Source organism: Schumannella sp. GW821-FHT10F01, from assembly GCF_058809295.1.
The window spans coordinates 136,187-152,071 of record NZ_JBXASM010000002.1 but is presented as its reverse complement, the minus strand read 5'-3'; the positions used below and the strand labels follow the sequence as shown (position 1 = coordinate 152,071).

The 15,885-nt window shown below is 72.2% G+C and carries 15 protein-coding genes; 4 read left to right on the top strand and 11 right to left on the bottom strand.

The features are described 5' to 3' along the window. Positions 1–18: 18 nt before the first annotated feature. The 4 genes from AC1RSJ_RS03695 to AC1RSJ_RS03680 form a co-directional block, all read right to left on the bottom strand. The gene (locus AC1RSJ_RS03695) at positions 19–897 is read right to left on the bottom strand and encodes an SIS domain-containing protein (protein ID WP_493116988.1); all 879 of its coding nucleotides are present in this window, start codon (positions 895–897) and stop codon (positions 19–21) included. Positions 898–1,036: 139 nt separating this feature from the next. Beyond that, entirely contained in the window at positions 1,037–1,909 is an 873-nt protein-coding gene (locus tag AC1RSJ_RS03690; protein ID WP_493116987.1) for a carbohydrate ABC transporter permease, read from the bottom strand. After that, positions 1,902–2,810 (bottom strand): carbohydrate ABC transporter permease, encoded by a 909-nt coding sequence (locus AC1RSJ_RS03685; RefSeq protein ID WP_493116986.1) that lies wholly within the window; start codon positions 2,808–2,810, stop codon positions 1,902–1,904. The genes AC1RSJ_RS03690 and AC1RSJ_RS03685 overlap by 8 nt, the downstream gene beginning before the upstream one ends. 44 nt (positions 2,811–2,854) lie before the next feature. After that, positions 2,855–4,165: an ABC transporter substrate-binding protein gene (locus AC1RSJ_RS03680; RefSeq protein WP_493116985.1), complete on the bottom strand. Its 1,311-nt coding sequence runs from the start codon at positions 4,163–4,165 to the stop codon at positions 2,855–2,857. A 161-nt stretch (positions 4,166–4,326) separates the two neighbouring features. Here AC1RSJ_RS03680 and AC1RSJ_RS03675 point away from each other — a divergent pair, with 161 nt between their 5' ends. Both AC1RSJ_RS03675 and AC1RSJ_RS03670 read left to right on the top strand, forming a co-directional pair. Beyond that, positions 4,327–5,463, top strand: coding sequence for an amidohydrolase family protein (locus AC1RSJ_RS03675; RefSeq protein ID WP_493116984.1), 1,137 nt, complete (start codon positions 4,327–4,329; stop codon positions 5,461–5,463). Positions 5,464–5,503: 40 nt separating this feature from the next. Continuing rightward, positions 5,504–6,430, top strand: coding sequence for a 5'-3' exonuclease (locus tag AC1RSJ_RS03670; RefSeq protein WP_493116983.1), 927 nt, complete (start codon positions 5,504–5,506; stop codon positions 6,428–6,430). A 32-nt stretch (positions 6,431–6,462) separates the two neighbouring features. On the opposite strand, the gene AC1RSJ_RS03665 is transcribed toward AC1RSJ_RS03670, so the two are convergent. Together AC1RSJ_RS03665 and melA are read right to left on the bottom strand one after the other, a co-directional pair. Continuing rightward, complete coding sequence (locus tag AC1RSJ_RS03665; RefSeq protein ID WP_493116982.1) at positions 6,463–7,308, bottom strand: class II fructose-bisphosphate aldolase; 846 nt, start codon at positions 7,306–7,308, stop codon at positions 6,463–6,465. After that, the gene (gene melA, locus AC1RSJ_RS03660; protein ID WP_493116981.1) at positions 7,305–8,621 is read right to left on the bottom strand and encodes an alpha-galactosidase; all 1,317 of its coding nucleotides are present in this window, start codon (positions 8,619–8,621) and stop codon (positions 7,305–7,307) included. Before melA ends, AC1RSJ_RS03665 begins: the two co-directional genes overlap by 4 nt. 148 nt (positions 8,622–8,769) lie before the next feature. Between melA and AC1RSJ_RS03655 the strand changes: the two genes are divergently transcribed. After that, on the top strand, positions 8,770–9,651 hold the full coding sequence (locus AC1RSJ_RS03655; protein ID WP_493116980.1) for a DeoR/GlpR family DNA-binding transcription regulator: 882 nt from the start codon (positions 8,770–8,772) through the stop codon (positions 9,649–9,651). Here AC1RSJ_RS03655 and AC1RSJ_RS03650 read toward each other — a convergent pair. After that, positions 9,573–10,556, bottom strand: a complete 984-nt coding sequence (locus tag AC1RSJ_RS03650; protein WP_493116979.1) for a hypothetical protein — start codon at positions 10,554–10,556, stop codon at positions 9,573–9,575. The genes AC1RSJ_RS03655 and AC1RSJ_RS03650 overlap by 79 nt on opposite strands. A 120-nt stretch (positions 10,557–10,676) precedes the next feature. On the opposite strand from AC1RSJ_RS03650, the gene AC1RSJ_RS03645 reads away from it, so the two are divergent. Beyond that, a complete protein-coding gene (locus AC1RSJ_RS03645; RefSeq protein WP_493116978.1) occupies positions 10,677–11,141 on the top strand; it encodes a hypothetical protein in 465 nt (154 codons plus the stop codon). A gap of 120 nt (positions 11,142–11,261) precedes the next feature. On the opposite strand, the gene AC1RSJ_RS03640 is transcribed toward AC1RSJ_RS03645, so the two are convergent. The 4 genes from AC1RSJ_RS03640 to AC1RSJ_RS03625 form a co-directional block, all read right to left on the bottom strand. After that, positions 11,262–11,813, bottom strand: a complete 552-nt coding sequence (locus AC1RSJ_RS03640) for a cysteine hydrolase family protein (protein ID WP_493116977.1) — start codon at positions 11,811–11,813, stop codon at positions 11,262–11,264. Next, on the bottom strand, positions 11,813–13,273 hold the full coding sequence (locus tag AC1RSJ_RS03635) for a purine-cytosine permease family protein (protein ID WP_493116976.1): 1,461 nt from the start codon (positions 13,271–13,273) through the stop codon (positions 11,813–11,815). Before AC1RSJ_RS03635 ends, AC1RSJ_RS03640 begins: the two co-directional genes overlap by 1 nt. Before the next feature lie 123 nt (positions 13,274–13,396). Then, the gene (locus tag AC1RSJ_RS03630; RefSeq protein WP_493116975.1) at positions 13,397–14,389 is read right to left on the bottom strand and encodes a LacI family DNA-binding transcriptional regulator; all 993 of its coding nucleotides are present in this window, start codon (positions 14,387–14,389) and stop codon (positions 13,397–13,399) included. A 214-nt stretch (positions 14,390–14,603) separates the two neighbouring features. After that, the gene (locus tag AC1RSJ_RS03625) at positions 14,604–15,878 is read right to left on the bottom strand and encodes an extracellular solute-binding protein (RefSeq protein ID WP_493116974.1); all 1,275 of its coding nucleotides are present in this window, start codon (positions 15,876–15,878) and stop codon (positions 14,604–14,606) included. Between the last annotated feature and the right edge of the window lie 7 nt (positions 15,879–15,885).

Genomic DNA, 15,885 nt, shown 5'->3' with positions numbered 1-15,885 from the left:
GCGGGTGGGGCGGTCGGGTCAGCCGAGGATGATCGAGCGCGTCAGGTGGCGCGGGTGGTCCGGGTCGAGCCCGCGGAGCTCGGCGACGGCGACCGCGAGGCGCTGCGCCTGCACGAGCTCGACGAGCGGGTCAAGCGTGCCCGGCACGACGCGGGCGCCGGTGCGCTCGATGTCGGCGACGAGGCCGGCGTCGGCCGAGCCGAGCATCCAGACCAGCGAGCCCTCGTGGGCGACGGCGAGCGGTCCGTGCCGGTAGTCGAGCAGCGGATACGACTCCGACCAGGCCTGCGCCGCCTCGCGGATCTTCAGCGCGGCCTCCTGCGCGAGTCCGTAGGTCCAGCCGGTGCCGAGGTAGACGAAGTGGTCGAGCGTGCTGACGTCGATGTCGAGCGGCACGGCGAGCGCCGCCTCGGCGCTCGCGATCACCGGGGCGACGTCCTCGCCGAACGCGGCGCGGAGCAGCACGAGGAACGTGGTGGGGAACCGGGTCTGCACCACGGACTGCTCGTCGGCGAAGTCGAGCACGAGCAGGTCGTCGACGAGCGACGCCACCGGCGAGTCGGCGACGCCGGTGACGGCGACCGTGCGCACGCCCGCCGGCAGCGCGGCGAGCGCATCCAGGACCTCGGTGGTGGTGCCCGATCGGGTGAGCACCACCACGCGGTCCCAGTCGCGCCAGGCGCGGGGCTCGGAGGCGTAGCCGGCGTCGGTGGGGCCGAGGCCGGCCGCCTCGCGGAGGTGAGCGAACGACTCCGCGACGAACGCCGAGGTGCCGCAGCCGAGCACCAGGATCCGCTCGCCCGGCGCGGCCAGGAGGTCGCGGGTGCGGTCGACCAGGTCGAGCGCGGTCGTCCAGGTGGCGGGCTGGCTGGCGATCTCGTCGGCGGTGATGCTCATCGGGTCTCCGATTTCGTGGTGCGAGGCGCCCTCCGGCGGCCGTGGTGGGGTCAGTGTGCCCCAGGACTGATCGTTCGGTCATTCCGATGCGCGAAACGCGCATTCCGAATGCGCGTTCGCGCCGTCGAGCGGCGCGCTGCTACTTCAGACCCGAGAACGCCAGGCCGTCGATCACCCGGCGCTGGAGCACGATGAACAGGACGAGCACCGGCGCCATGGCGAGCATGCTCGCGGCCATGATGACGGGGTAGTCGGTGTTGTTCTTGTCGGAGACGAGCGTCGCCAGACCCGCCGAGAGCGGCATCTGGTCCTGGAACGTCGAGACGACGAGCGGCCAGAGCAGCTCGTTCCACGACCACAGCGACGCGGTGATGGCGAGCACGACGATGCTCGGCCGTGCGAGCGGCAGCATGACGGTCCAGAAGATGCGCGGCGGAGACGCGCCGTCGAGGCGCGCAGCCTCCTCGAGCTCGACCGGCAGGTCGAGGAACGCGGTGCGCATGAGGAACGTGCCGAAGGCGCTGAACAGCCCCGGCGCGACGATCCCCGCGATCGTGTTGAGCAGGCCGAGGCCCTGCACGATCTGGTACTGCGAGATCAGGTAGGCCTGCGAGGGCACCATGAGGATCGACAGGGTCAGCGCGAGCAGCACACCACGACCGCGGAACCGCATCCTGGCGAATGCGTAGCCCGCGAGCGTGCAGAGCACGATCTGCGCGAGGGTGCGGATGACCGTGATCTCGACCGATGTCGCCAGCTGCGAGAAGAACGGCAGCCGCTCGAACACCGCCGCGTAGTTCTGCCACTGCGGCACGCTCGGCCAGAAGTGCGGCACGACGCTCTGCACTTCGCCGCGGGTGGAGAGCGACATGATCAGCTGCCACAGGAACGGGAACGCCATGACGAACCCGCCGACGCCGAGCACGACGTGCGCGAGCGCGTTCGAACCCGTCCGCCGGCCCCGTCGGCGGCGTGCGGAGGGCGGGGCGGGCACCGCCGCGAGCTCACTCACCGGACGCCCACCTCCGCTGGAGTCGGAACTGCAGCAGGGTGATCGCTCCGATGATCACGAACACCAGCATCGCGATCGCGGCCGCGTAGCCCTTCTCGTTGTCGACGAATCCGGCCTGGTAGAACCAGTACACGAGCGTCATGGTCTTCGGCAGCGCCGGGTTGCTCGCGCCCATGATCGCGTAGAGCAGATCGAAGAGCTGGAAGCTCGTGATGACGGTGATGACGGTCACGAACAGGATGCTCGGCGCGAGCAGCGGCACGGTCACCGAGCGGAACTGCCGCCAGCGGCCGGCGCCGTCGAGCTGCGCCGCCTCGTAGAGGTCGGCGGGGATCGACTTCAGCCCGGCCGACAGCACGATCATCGAGAACCCGAGCGACGACCAGAGCCCGACGATGCCGACCGCGGTGATCGCCCAGCCGGGCGTGCTGATCCAGTAGGGCCCGTCGATTCCGACGAGTCCGAGCAGCCAGTTCACGACGCCGTAGTCGCCGCTGAAGATGATGCGCCACACCATCGACACCGCCGTGGGCATCGCCACGTAGGGCAGGAAGAACAGCACGCGGTAGAGGGCCGCGAAGCGCAGGCCCGGCCGGTTCAGCAGGCTCGCCAGCCCGACCGCCAACGGCACGCCGAGGAGCACGATCGCGGTGTAGACGAGCGTGTTGACGATCGCGGACGGCAGGTCCGGGTCGGTGACGATCCGCGCCCAGTTCGCGAGCCCCACCCACGTGGTCCCGCCGAAGACTCCCCACTCGGTGAAGGAGTAGTACAGGGTCTGCACGATCGGCCAGAGGTAGAAGACCGCGATGCCGAGCATGAGCGGCGTCACGAACAGCCAGGGCCATGCGCCGTCCCGTCGTCGCGCCGATGCCGCCGCGCGCCCGCGGCCGGTCCTCACGATCCGAGGACCGGCCGCGGGGCGCGCCCCGACCGAGGAGGAGGTCACTGCTCCTTCTCGAGCAGCGCCGTCATCTGACTCGCCAGATCCTTCGTCACCTCGGCGACCGGCTTGTCGCCGGAGAACGCGTCGGGCAGCAGCTTCGTCTCGAGTGCGTTCCACGCCGCGCTGTTCTTGGACACGGGCAGCGGCACCGCGTAGTCGACGGCGTCGAGGAACACCTGCAGATCGGCACCGGGGAGGGAGTCGACGAAGGCGCTCTGCGTGCCGGTGAACGCCGGGATCACAGCGCCCATGTCGCCCTGCTGCTCCTGCGCCGCCTTGCTCGCGAGGTAGACCTGCAGCGCGCGGGCGGCCTGCATGTTCTTGCTGTTCGCCGCGACGACGTTGCTGACGCCGTGGATGACGGTCGCCTGCTTCTCGCCGCGCGGCAGCGGTGCGACCTTGACCACGTCCTTGACGTCGGACTCGCCGATCGCGGCCCGGAACCAGCTGCCGCCGTAGTACATCGCGACCTTGCCCGACGTGAACCACTGATCGGCCGGGGTGTCGGTGAGCTGCTGGACGCTCGGGGAGGCGCCGCTGGCGATCAGATCCGTCCAGAACTGGATGCCCTGCTGATCCGCCGCGCTGGCGTAGCCCGACTTCGCGCCGTCGACCACCGACCCGCCGGCCTGGAAGATCGTGTTGTAGTACGTCGTCTGTCCGTCCATGCCGGCCGCGACGCCGTAGACGCCCTCGCCCTCGAGCTTCTGCGACACGGTGCCGGCGGCCTGCTTGAGGTCCGCCCAGGTCCAGTCGGCGGTCGGCGCGGCGACACCGGCCTGCTCGAGCAGCGCCGTGTTGTACCAGAGGCCGATGGTGTCGAAGTCCTTGGGCACGCCGTACTGCACGCCGTCGAGCTGATAGAGGTCGACGAGGGCCGACGGGTAGTCCTTCGTGTCGATGTAGCCGCCCTTCACCTCGCTGGTGATCGGCGCGACCTTGCCGTTGGAGGCGTAGAGCTGGAAGTTCGGGCCGTTGAGCCAGAACAGATCCGGCAGCGTGTCGCTCGACGCCTGGGTCTGGATCTTCGTCCAGTACGTCTCCCACGGCGTCACGTTCAGCTTGACGTCGATGTCCGGGTACTCCTTGTTGAACCCGGCGATGTTCGCCTCGATCGCCTTCTGCTGCGACGCGTCCCAGAACGCGTACGTGATCGTGGCCTTCAGGTCCTTCGCCGGCGGCTCGTAGTCGGCCGACGAGGTCGTCCCGCCGCCCGACGAGCATCCGGCGACGAGGGACAGGACACCGGCGACGATGGCCGCGGCGAGCGCGGTGCGTCCTCGGCGACCGGAGCGGAGTGGGATGCGCATGAGGGTGGCGCCCTTTCGGCCTCGGTGGAGCGGGGATGAATGGCGACGATGCTTCCGCCGACCGGGCGAATGGACAATAAATCGCGCGAAACGCGCAGAACGAGTGACCGATCCGCGCTCTTCTGTGGTCGGGCCGCGCGCTCGCGTGGTGGGATGCACGCATGGACGCGACCGGATCGAGCCGCAGCTGGGAGGAGCTCCGCGAGCTCCGGGTCGTCGAGTGGACGCCCGAGCAGCAGCTGCGGCCGCCCGTCACCGCGGTCGAGCGGCCCGCGTTCCCCGCCATCGACATCCACAACCACCTCGGCCGCTGGCTCACCGGCGACGGCTCCTGGATGATCGACGACGCGGCGGCGCTCGTCGCACTGCTCGACGAGGCCGGGGTCGAGACGGTCGTGAACCTCGACGGCATGTGGGGCGAGGAGCTCAGCGAGAACGTGGCGCGCTACGACCGCGCGTTCCCGGGCCGGTTCCTCACGTTCTGCCAGCTCGACTGGGCGTCGCTGTCCGAGTCGGCGCCCGCCCGTCCGGGCGCCGCCGCCGACGACCCGGCCGTGCTCGGCGATCCGGTCGTCGTCGCGCTGATCGCCGCCCTCGACGACTGCGCCGCGCGCGGCGCACGCGGGATCAAGGTGTGGAAGAGCCTCGGGCTCACGTTCCGCGACGCGTCCGGTGCACTCGTGCTGCCCGACGACCCGCGCGTGATCGCGGTGCTGCGGCACGCGGGCGGGCTCGGGCTGCCGGTGCTCATCCACACGGCCGATCCGATGGCCTTCTTCGCGCCGCTCGACGAGCGCAACGAGCGGCTCGACGAGCTGCTGATCATGAAGGAGTGGTGGTTCGGCGACCGCGACGTGCACCCGACGTTCGAGCGGCTGCTCGACGCGCACGCCGCCCTCGTCGCCGCGTGCCCCGGCACCTCGTTCATCGGCGCGCACTTCGGCTGCGCCGCCGAGGACCTCGACCGCGTCGAGCGGATGCTCGAGGCCACGCCGAACTACACGGTCGACATCGCGGGACGGATGGCGGAGCTCGGCCGTCAGCCTCGTCGCCTCCGCGCGCTGCTGGACCGGCATCCGGACCGGGTGCACTTCGGCACCGACATCTTCCCCGCGACGCTCGTGCAGTACCGCCTGCACTACCGGTTCCTCGAATCCTTCGACGAGGCGTTCGAGTACGCGCCTGGCGAGCCGATCCCGCCGCAGGGCCGCTGGACCGTCTCGGGGCTGGGTCTGCCGGCCGAGGTGCTCGAGCGGGTCTACCGGGGCAACGCATTGCGGGTGCTCGGGCTCGACTAGCCGGTCCGCCGCCCGCGACCCGGTGCGGCAGGATGAGCGCATGACCGGCCGGATCATGCTGCTCGACACCGCCTCGCTCTACTTCCGCGCGTTCTACGGGGTGCCGGACACGGTCCGCTCCCCCGCCGGCGAGCCGGTCAACGCCGTCCGTGGCCTGCTCGACATCGTCGCGCGGCTCGTCTCGGAGTTCCGGCCGGAGCGGCTCGTCGCCGCCTGGGACGACGACTGGCGCCCGGCCTGGCGCGTCGAGCTGATCCCGTCGTACAAGGCCCACCGCGTGGCGGCCGAGCCGGCGCCGGGCGAGTCCGTCGAGGAGGTGCCCGACCTGCTCTCCCCGCAGGTGCCGGTGATCGCCGAGCTGCTCGCGGTGCTCGGCGTGCCGGTGATCGGCGCGGACGGCTGCGAGGCAGACGACGTGATCGGCACGCTGACCGCCCGCGCCGACGCGCCCGTCGACATCGTCACCGGCGACCGCGACCTGTTCCAGCTCATCGACGACGCGCGCGGTGTGCGCGTGCTCTCGACGATCAAGGGGATGCGCAACCTCGAGGTCATCACCGGCGAGACCGTGCGGGCCAGGTACGGCGTCGGACCCGAGCAGTACGCGGACTTCGCGACCCTCCGCGGCGACACCAGCGACGGGCTGCCGGGCGTCGCCGGCATCGGCGAGAAGACGGCCGCGAGCCTGCTCGCCGAGCACGGCGACCTGGACGCGATCCGCGCCGCGGCCGCCGATCCGGAGGCCGCGCTCGGCGCGCGGGTCCGCGCGAACCTCGCCGCCGCATCCGACTACCTCGACGTCGCGCCGCGGGTCGTGCGCGTGCTCGCCGACGCGGAGCTGCCCGGCACCGGCGACGACCGCGTCCGTCCGGTCGAGGGCGAGCGCGCCGACCGGCTCGAGGAGCTCGCCGAGCGGTGGGGCCTGGGAAGCTCGGCCGAGCGGGTGCGGGCGGCCTTCGCCGGCTGAGGGCGCCCCGCGCGCGCTCCGGCGGCCGGCGCTCAGGGCAGCAGCCGGAGCAGCCCCTCCACCTCGGCCTGCATCGCCGCCCGCGACGCCGCGAGCGCCGCGCGCGGGTCGACCGCGTCGGGACGCTCGTCCAGGGCGGCGCGCAGCGCCGCCGTGCCCGCCACGTTGAGCGCGGTGCCGACGTTGATCTTGCGGATGCCCGCCCGCGCCGCCGCGACGAGGGCCTCGTCGGGCACGCCGGACGACCCGTGCAGCACGAGCGGCACCGGCACGGCCGCCGCCAGCCGGGCGACGAGCTCGAGGTCGAGGTCCGCGGTCCGCGAGGTCATCGCGTGCGAGCTGCCGACCGCCACGGCCAGCGCGTCGACGCCGGTCGCGGCGACGAAGGCCACGGCCTCCGCCGGGTCGGTGCGGACGCCCGGCGCGTGCGCGCCGTCCTTCCCCCCGACCTCCCCGAGCTCCGCCTCGACCCAGACGCCGGCCGCGTGCGCGCGCGTCGTGAACGCGGCCGTCTCTGCCACGTTCGCGTCGTAGTCGAGCCGGGCGGCATCCACCATGACTGACGACAGCCCGACCCCGTCGGCGATCGCGAGCGCGCGGTCGAGCAGCGCGGCATCCTGCACGTGGTCGAGATGCAGGGCGACCAGGGCATCCGCCGACTCCGCGAGCGCGCGCACCGCGACCAGGAGCGGCCGCGGGTCGCCGCCGTGGAAGCCCGTCGCGTTCTCGGAGAGCTGCACGATCACGCCGACGCCGGTGGACGCCGCCGCGCCGACGATCGCCTCCGCGTGCTCGAGCGTGATCGCGTTCACGGCCGCGACCGCTCCGCCGCGTGCCGCCGCGGCGGCGACGAGGTCGCCCGAGCGTGCGAGCGTCACGGCAGCACCAGCTCCACGTCGCCGCCGAGCGACGTCGGCAGCACGGCGCGGTGCGCCTCGAGCATGGCGTCGACGAGCTGCCAGATCCGCTCCGGCGTCAGCGACGACGACGCGTTCGGGTCCGCGAGCACAGCCTGGCGCACGAGATCGGTGGAGCCGGTGCGCGCCGCCTCGATCGCGAGCTCCGCGACCGAGAGGTAGTCGCGGTTCAGCGCGGCGCCCTGCGGCGGGATCGAGCCGACCGCGAGCGGCGTGACCCCCGAGGCGTCCACCCGGGCGGGCACCTCGACGACCGCGCCCTGCGGCAGGTTGTCGATGAGCCCGCGGTTGACGACGTTCGCGTGGATCTCGCGCTCGGTGCCGGTGAGCATCGAGTGGATGATCTGCGGCGCGTACTCCGCGGCACCCGTCTCGAGCTCGAGCGGGGCACCGGAGGCGAGCGCCTCCTGGGCGGCGTGGTACTCGGCGACGTTGTCCTCGGAGATGCCGAGGTACTCCAGCGGCCGGAGCCGGAAGCGCTCGATCTGCTCGTCCGAGCGGAGGAACCACGACAGGTACTCCGACGAGTGCTCGCTCGTCTCCGTCGGGTAGAAGCCGATGCGGCGGAAGATCTCGACGCGCACGCGGCGCTCCAGCTCCGGATCCGCCGCGATCGCCTCGCGGAGCCGCGGGTACAGCGACTCGCCGTCGCGCGACCACTCGGTCAGCCAGGCCTGGTGGTTGACGCCGGCGGCGCGGAACGTGGTGCCCTCGAGCGGCACGCCGACCAGCTCGCAGAGGTCGTTCACCGTCCAGTAGACGCTGTGGCACAGCCCGACGGCCTTGAGCTGCGGGGCGACGACCGAGAGCCACCAGATGTTCATCGCCATCGGGTTCGTGTAGTTGAGGAACCACGCGTCGGGGCAGAGCTCGAGCATGTCGCGTGCGATGCCGGACAGGACGGGGAACGTGCGCAGGGCGCGGAACACGCCGCCGACACCCGTGGTGTCGCCGATCGTCTGGCGCAGCCCGAAGGAGGCGGGCAGCTCGAGGTCGATGCGGGTGGCGTCGATGCCGCCCACCTGGATCATGTTCACGACGAAGTCCGCGCCGGCGAGCGCCTCCCGCCGGTCCGCCGCGGCGACGATGTCGACCGGTCGGCCGAACCGCTCCGAGACCTGGTGGGCCGTGCCGACGGCGACCGCCAGGCGGTCCGGATCGATGTCGTGGAGCACGAGGGTGAGGCGCGGCAGGTCGTCGTAGGCGAGCAGGTCCGCGACCAGCTGGCGGGTGAAGACGACGCTGCCGGCACCGACGAAGACGATGCGGGTCATGCCCCGATGATCGACGCGACTGATCGTTTCGCGCAACATTCTGCGCGTATCGCGAGCCATGTGCGCATAATGACTGCACACTTCGCGAGCGGTGCCGCCAGCGCCCGCAGCCGCGGAAGCGACGGCGCACCAGCGGAAGGCGGAGCGGATGACGATCTCGACCCCGGAGCGCCCGGCCGCGTCCGGCAAGCGCTCCCGTCGCATGCTCGCCATCCTCGAGCTGCTCGCCGAGCAGGAGAGCATCGAGCTCGACGACCTGGCCGACCGGCTCCGGGTCTCCGCCGCCACCGCGCGGCGCGACCTCGCCGACCTCGCCGACCAGCGCCTGCTGCTGCGCACCCACGGCGGCGCCCGGGCCGTCGACTCCCGCAGCGAGCTGCCCGTGAGCCTCCGCGACACCCGCAACCAGGAGGCGAAGCGCGCGATCGCCGCGGTCGTCGCCCAGATGATCCCGCGGCACCGCTACGCGATCGCGCTGAGCGGCGGCACGACCACCGCCTCCGTCGCCCGCGCGCTCGCCGGCCACGGCGAGCTGACGATCGTCACCAACTCCCTCACCATCGCGCAGCTCGTGACCAGCCATCCGCAGCTCAAGGTGATCATGACGGGCGGCTCGCTGCGGCACGAGTCGCTCGAGCTCGTCGGCGTGCTGGCGGAGAACACGTTCAAGGCGATCAATCTCGGCATGGCCGTGCTCGGCACCGACGGCATCAGCGCCGCGGGCGGCGTCACCACGCACGACGAGACCGAGGCGCGCACCAATACGGCGATGGTCGAGCACGCCCAGCGCGTGATCGTCGTCGCCGACGGCAGCAAGGTCGGCCGCGCCGTGCTGGCGCCGGTCGCGGGACTCGATCAGGTGGACCTGCTCGTGACCGACGACAGCGCCGATCCGGAGGCCGTCGCCGAGCTCCGCGCCGCCGGCCTCGAGGTGCGGATCGTGCCGCTCGCTCAGACACCGGGTGGCGGCGGCTCGTCGAACCGGAGCAGCCAGCCGACTCGTTCGGCCTCCCAGCCCGCGTCGGCGTAAGCGCCGGGGAACAGCCGGCCCCACGACCCGGCGCGCGCGATGACCGCGAGCCGCCAGGCGAGCCTCGCGCCCTCGAGCAGATCGGCTCGAGGCGCGTCGGCCGTCCAGGGCTCGAGGTATGCGTCGCGCAGGCGGGGCACGGCATCCGCGCCGAACAGGACGGCGGCCCGCTCGAGCGGCACCCGGAGGCTCGCGAGGGGATGGGATACCGCCGCGTCGCCCCAGTCGAAGACGGTGAGCCCGTCGTGCTCCCCCACCAGCACCTGGCCGTCGTGCAGGTCCGCGTGATCGAGCGAGTCCGGGAGGCCGAGACCGGCGAGGGCCGACGCCGCGTCCGCGACGCGCGGGGCGACTCGGATGAGACGACCGCGCAACTCGTCAGGCGTCGACGGCGGGAGGCGCGCGACGATGCGATCGAACACGGTCGGCAGCGACGACGTGCGCGAATCCGGCACCCCGAGCGCGAGCAGCTCCGCGACCCGGTCGGCGAGATCGCGCTGCAGCTCCGCATAGCCGGCGAGCATCCGCTCCCACATCGCCGGATCCGGACGCCGTTTCCGCAGCAGCTCGCCGCCGTCCGGCAGCAGCATCCAGCCGCGGCCGGTCTCGACGGCCACCGGCGTCATCACCCGGTCGGGCGTCCATCCGGCGAGTGCATCGACCAGCCCCGCCTCGAATCGGGCGGCCGGCGGCGAGGCCTTGAACCAGAGCCGCTCACCGCCCGGCAGGTCCAGCCGCGCCACGATCGACCAGGGACGCAGGCGCACTCGGGCGCGGGCGGGCGACGGGAGCCCCGCCTCGGCGAGCCGGCCCGTCAGCCAGCCGACGGCCGCGTCCCGCCAGTCCGGCCGCTCCCACGGGGTGACCGCACTCTCGTAGCCACCCCGGTCGACCTCGACGTCCATCGGACCATCCTCGCCTCAGTCCAGCGGCGGATGCCGGGTGCCCCACCTTCATCCCGCAGGCGGACCGGGACGCGACCCGGCGCCGACGACCCGGCGGCGCGCATCCGGTGACATGGAGGCATGCCCACCCTCCCTCGTCTCCTCGCCCCCGTCGCGGTCGGCGGCCTCGTGCTCGCCGTCACCGCGACGCTCAACGGCTGCGCCTCCGTGTCCGACGCCGTCATGCACCGCTTCGAGGACAGCTGGACGACCACCGCCGCAGCGGAGAAGGCGTGGCCGGCGGGCGACTTCCCGACCTGGATCCCCGACGACGCGACCCAGGTGAGAGCGGTCGGCACCGACGACGCCTCCGCGATGGTGGTGCGCATCACGACGGATGCCGCGCTGCCCGGCACGTGCGCCGCGGCCGACCGCCGCTCGGTGCCGTTCACCTCGCGGGACTGGATCCCGAAGGCCGCCCGCACGAGCGACGAGATCTCGGACTGCGGCGACTACCAGATCGTGAAGACCGACGACGGCTGGGTCGGCTGGTACGTGGCGGGCGAGGGCCCGGACGACGGCACGCCGACCCCGTCCCGCGGCTGAGCCGCTGACATCTCCCCGCAGGCTCGAGCACTCGGCGAATGCGTGCGAATGTCACGAATGCCGCGGGACGTTCTGAAGCATTCGCACCGATGCGCAGCATTGGGGCGAATGGGACCGGGGTCAGCCGGCCAGCACCTCGTCGACCGTCGTCAGCTCGATCAGCGGGGCATACAGCGCCATCGCGTCGAGCGCGCGCCGGTGGTCCTCCGGCGTCGCCCCGGCGCAGGCGTCCGTCACGACGCGCACCCGCACGCCGGCGTCGGCCGCGGCGAGCGCCGTCGAGATGACGCAGCAGTCCGTCGAGACCCCGGCGAGCACGAGCTCGCGGCTGCCGCCGATCGCGGCGGCCAGCGCCTCGTCCCACTTGCCGAAGGTCGTCCGCGTCTCGACCGGCAGCCCGGTGCCGCGGAAGCGCTCCACCAGCCGGTACTGCGGATGATCCTCCGGCGTCAGCGCGAACGGCCACTGCCGGTAGTACTCGAGCCACGCTCCGAGCGGCGCGTGCGGCGCGACGAAGCGGGTCAGCAGCGCGCGCCCGTCGAACGCCGGCAGCAGCCGCTCGACCCCGGTCGCCGCGTCCTCGAACCGGGCGGACGCCCACGGGCTCCCCGGATCGCCGAACACCTCTTGCAGGTCGATCCCCACGAGCCAGGGCTCGTCGCGGGCGGCCATCAGCGCCCCTCCTGCCGGCGGACGCGCGCGCGGCCGAGCAGCAGCGTGCCGGCGAAGCCGATCACGATCGCGAACAGCACGCCGAGGTTCGCGTACGCCCAGGGACCGTCCTTCCCGCCCACGGCGCCGAGCAGGTAGCCCTGCCAGGTGAGCCACGGCACGTCGGCCGTGGCCACGACGAAGCCCCAGCCGATCGCCGTGCCCACGATCACGAGGCCGACGGCCACTGGGTTGACGGCGCCGTAGCGGCCCCCGGCGTCGTACAGCTCGGCGTCGGCGTAGTCGCGGCGGCGCAGCGCCATGTCCGCCAGGAACACGCCCGCCCAGGCGGCGATCGGCACGCCGAGCGTGATGAGGAAGCCCTGGAACGGGCCCACGAAGTCGTCGGCGAGGAAGACGACGGCGAGCGCCCCGATCACCATGAGCACGCCGTCGATGCCGGCCGCGACCGGGCGCGGCAGGCGGAGGCCGGCGCTGAGCAGCGCGAGTCCGGACGAGTAGATGTCGAGGATCGCGCCGCCGATGAGCCCCAGGATCGCGACGATCGCGAACGGCACGAGGAACCACGTCGGCAGGATCGTGGTCAGGGCGCCGATCGGGTCGGAGGAGATCTTCGAGCTGAGGTCGTCCGACGAGCCGGCGACGAGGAGTCCGAAGACGACGAGGACGACCGGGGCGACGGCGCCGCCGAATGTCGTCCAGCCGATCACGCCGCCGGCGCGGGCTGAGCGCGGCAGGTAGCGGGAGTAGTCGGCCGCGGCGTTGACCCAGCCGAGCCCGAACCCGGTCATCACGAGCACGAGCGCGCCGATCACGGGTCCGATCTCGCCGGCCGGCTTCGCCGCGACGGCGGTCCAGTCGACGGAGGGCAGCGCGAGCGCGACGAAGATCACCGTGACGATGCCGGTGACGATGGTGATGACGACCTGCAGCCGCATGATCAGCGAGAAGCCGTACACCCCGGCGACCACGATGACCGCGGCGACGACCAGCAGGGAGATCAGCTTCACGACCGCGGAGTCCTTCGGCCCTCCGAGCTCGCCGACCACCGTCGAGATCGCGAGCACGCTGGTGATGCAGAGCACGGTCTCCCAGCCGAGGGTGAGCAGCCACGAGATCACGGAGACGAGGCGGTTGCCGAGCACGCCGAATGCCGCCCGGCTCAGCACCATCGTCGGCGCCGAGCCGCGCTTGCCGGCCAGGGAGATGAACCCGCAGAACAGGAACGACACGACGACCCCGATGACGACCACGATCGTGGCCTGCCAGAACGAGATGCCGAAGCCGAGCACGAACGCGCCGTAGCTCAGCGCGAGCACGGACACGTTCGCCGCGAACCACGGCCAGAACAGCCCCGCGGGGCGGCCCTTCCGCTCGCTCTCGGCGATGGTCTCGAGCCCGGTCAGCTCCACGCCGGAGCGGGTGCCGGGGTCGGTCGCGGCGGGTGCGGTGTCGGACATCGTGCCTCCGGTGCGGGGGAAGGGCGGCGGGGATGCCGGAACTCTAGCGGCGCGCACGCCCCGGGCGCCGGAGCCCGCGACCTGCCCGAGGCCGCGACGCGCCCGCGACCTGCCGGAGCCCGCCTAGCGCCGCGGCGGGATCTCGCCGCTGCCGCGCGCGACGAGCGTCACGGGCAGCACGAGCCGACGGCGCTGCGCGGTCGACCCGGCGACGCGCGAGATGAGCATCTCGGCCGAGGTGCGGCCGAGCCCCTCGGTGTCGGTGGCGATGACGGTCACCGGCGTCGGCAGCAGCGCGGCGAGGTGGAAGTCGTCGAAGCCGATGAGTGCGATCTCGGAGTGCCGCGAGCCGAGCGCGGTGAGCACGCCCTCGGTGAGGAAGTTCGTGGTGGAGAAGATCGCCGTCGGCGGATCCGGCAGGTCGAGCACGCGGCGCGTGGCCTCGACGGCCTCGCCGACCGACCCGATGCCGAGCTTCGCGACGAGCGCGGGATCGAACGGGATGCCGGCTGCCTCGAGCGCCGCCCGGTGTCCGGCGAGGCGTCGGCCGGTCGTGTAGTACGACGGTGCGACGACGACGGCGATGCGGCGGTGGCCGTGCGCGATGAGGTGCTCGGTCGCCATCCGTCCGCCGCCCTCGTTGTCGAAGAGGACGCTGTCGGCCTGAGCGCCCTTCGCGGGGCGGTCGACGAACACGAGCGGCACGCGCGGGCGGCCCGCGGTGTCGATGAGGTAGCTGTGGTCGCGGGCGTCCGGCGAGAGCACGAGCCCGGCCACCCGGCGCGCGAGCAGGTCGTCGATGGAGCGGCGCTCCACGACCGGGTCCTCGTCCGAGGTGCCGACCAGCACCGCGTAGCCCGCACGGCGGGCCTCCGCGACGGCGCCCTTCGCGAGATGCGACCAGAACGGGTTCGTCAGGTCGCCGAGCTTGAGCCCGATGGTGAGCGAGTTCTGGCCCGGCCGCAGCGAGCGCGCGATCTCGTCGCGCTGGAAGCCGAGCCGGTCGATGACGCCGCGCACGCGCTCCGCGGTGACCTCGTTGACGCTGCCGACGCCGTTGACGACCCGCGAGACCGTCGCGAGGCCCACGCCGGCCTCATCGGCGACGTCGCGCATCGTCGGCCGGCGCCGCGGGACGGCGACCGTCTCGGACAGCGGATCTGATGCGGACAGCGGAGCCTCGGATGCGGTCGGCCGCGGCGTCGGGCCGGGAGGCGGCGTCCGCGGGATGTCGGTGATCCGTCCCATTATCACGGCCCTCCTCCTGTGCGGTGCGCACGCCGGCCGGTGACGAGGCGGGCGGGGAGACCTGCTCCCCGCCCGCCTGCGCTCAGCCCTTGATCAGGGCCTTCACCTTGGCTGCGTAGTCCTTCAGACCGGAGATGGGCTTCTTCCCGTCGAGGATCGGCTGGTACTCCGCGATGGTCAGGTCCGACGCCTGGGAGGCCCAGGTGGTCGTGAACCGGTTGCCGACCGTGTCGGCGGAGAGGTTGTACTTCGCCGTGTCGGTGACGGACGTCGCTCCGGCGTCGGAGAGGGCGCTGAAGTACGCGTCCTGCGCGGGCTCGTAGGCGGGCGGCGCGACCGGCGTCTTGGCGATGACGTCCTGCCACATCGTGGAGTCGAGGAACTTCACGACCTTGAACGTGGCGTCGGCGTTGGCCGTCGTCTTCGGCGTGCACATGCCGATCGCGTCGTAGATGGTCACCGGCTTGTCGACGACCGGCAGCGGAGCCCAGCCCCACTTGATCGCCGGCTTGTCGGCGATGAACGTCGGCGCGAGCCACTGGCCGCCCCACATCATCGGCAGCTTGCCGGACTCGAACAGCGAGGTGTCGTTCGTGCCGTCGTACGACGTCGGCGCGATCGCACCGCTCTTGATCGCGTCGATCGTCTTCTGCACGCCCTCCGTGTACTTGTCGTCGACGGTGACCGTGGTCGGGTTGTTGACGTCGTCGGTGAACGGCTTGCCGCCCGCCGACACGGCGTACGCGCCCATCGTGAACGGACCGTCGGTGGCGGTCAGCCCGCTCGCGTTGAGGCCGTACTTGGCGCCGTTCCAGCCCTTGAGCTTGTCGGCGGCGGCGAACATCTCGTCCCAGGTCCAGCCGGCCTTCGGGATGTCGAGGCCGTTCGCGGTGAACGCGTCCTCGTTGTACCAGATGCCGTAGATGTTGCGGAGCGCGGGGACGCCGCCGATGCCCTTGTCGGAGGTCCACTTCTCGAGGCCGCCGAAGCTGTCGGCGGAGAAGTCGCCCGTGAGCTTCTTCGTCCAGTCGGTGAGGATGCCGAGCTGCGTGTACTGCTGCTCGGTGTCGTTGCCGCACCAGAAGATGTCGGGCAGCTTCTTCGCCTGCGTCAGCGACGACAGCTTGTCGCTGTAGTTGCCGCTCGGCGAGTCGATCCGCTTGATCGTGATGTCCGGGTCGTCGAACTTCTTGACGGCCGCGTCGATCAGCTTGTTGGTGTCGGCCGACTCCCACGTCATGAACGTGACGGTGGTCTTGCCGTCGGTGCTGCCGCCGCCGCCAGAGCAGCCGACGGTGGCGAGGAGCACCGCTGCGGCGGCTGCCGCTGCGGCGATCGCTCTCGCACGGATCTTCATGGTGATC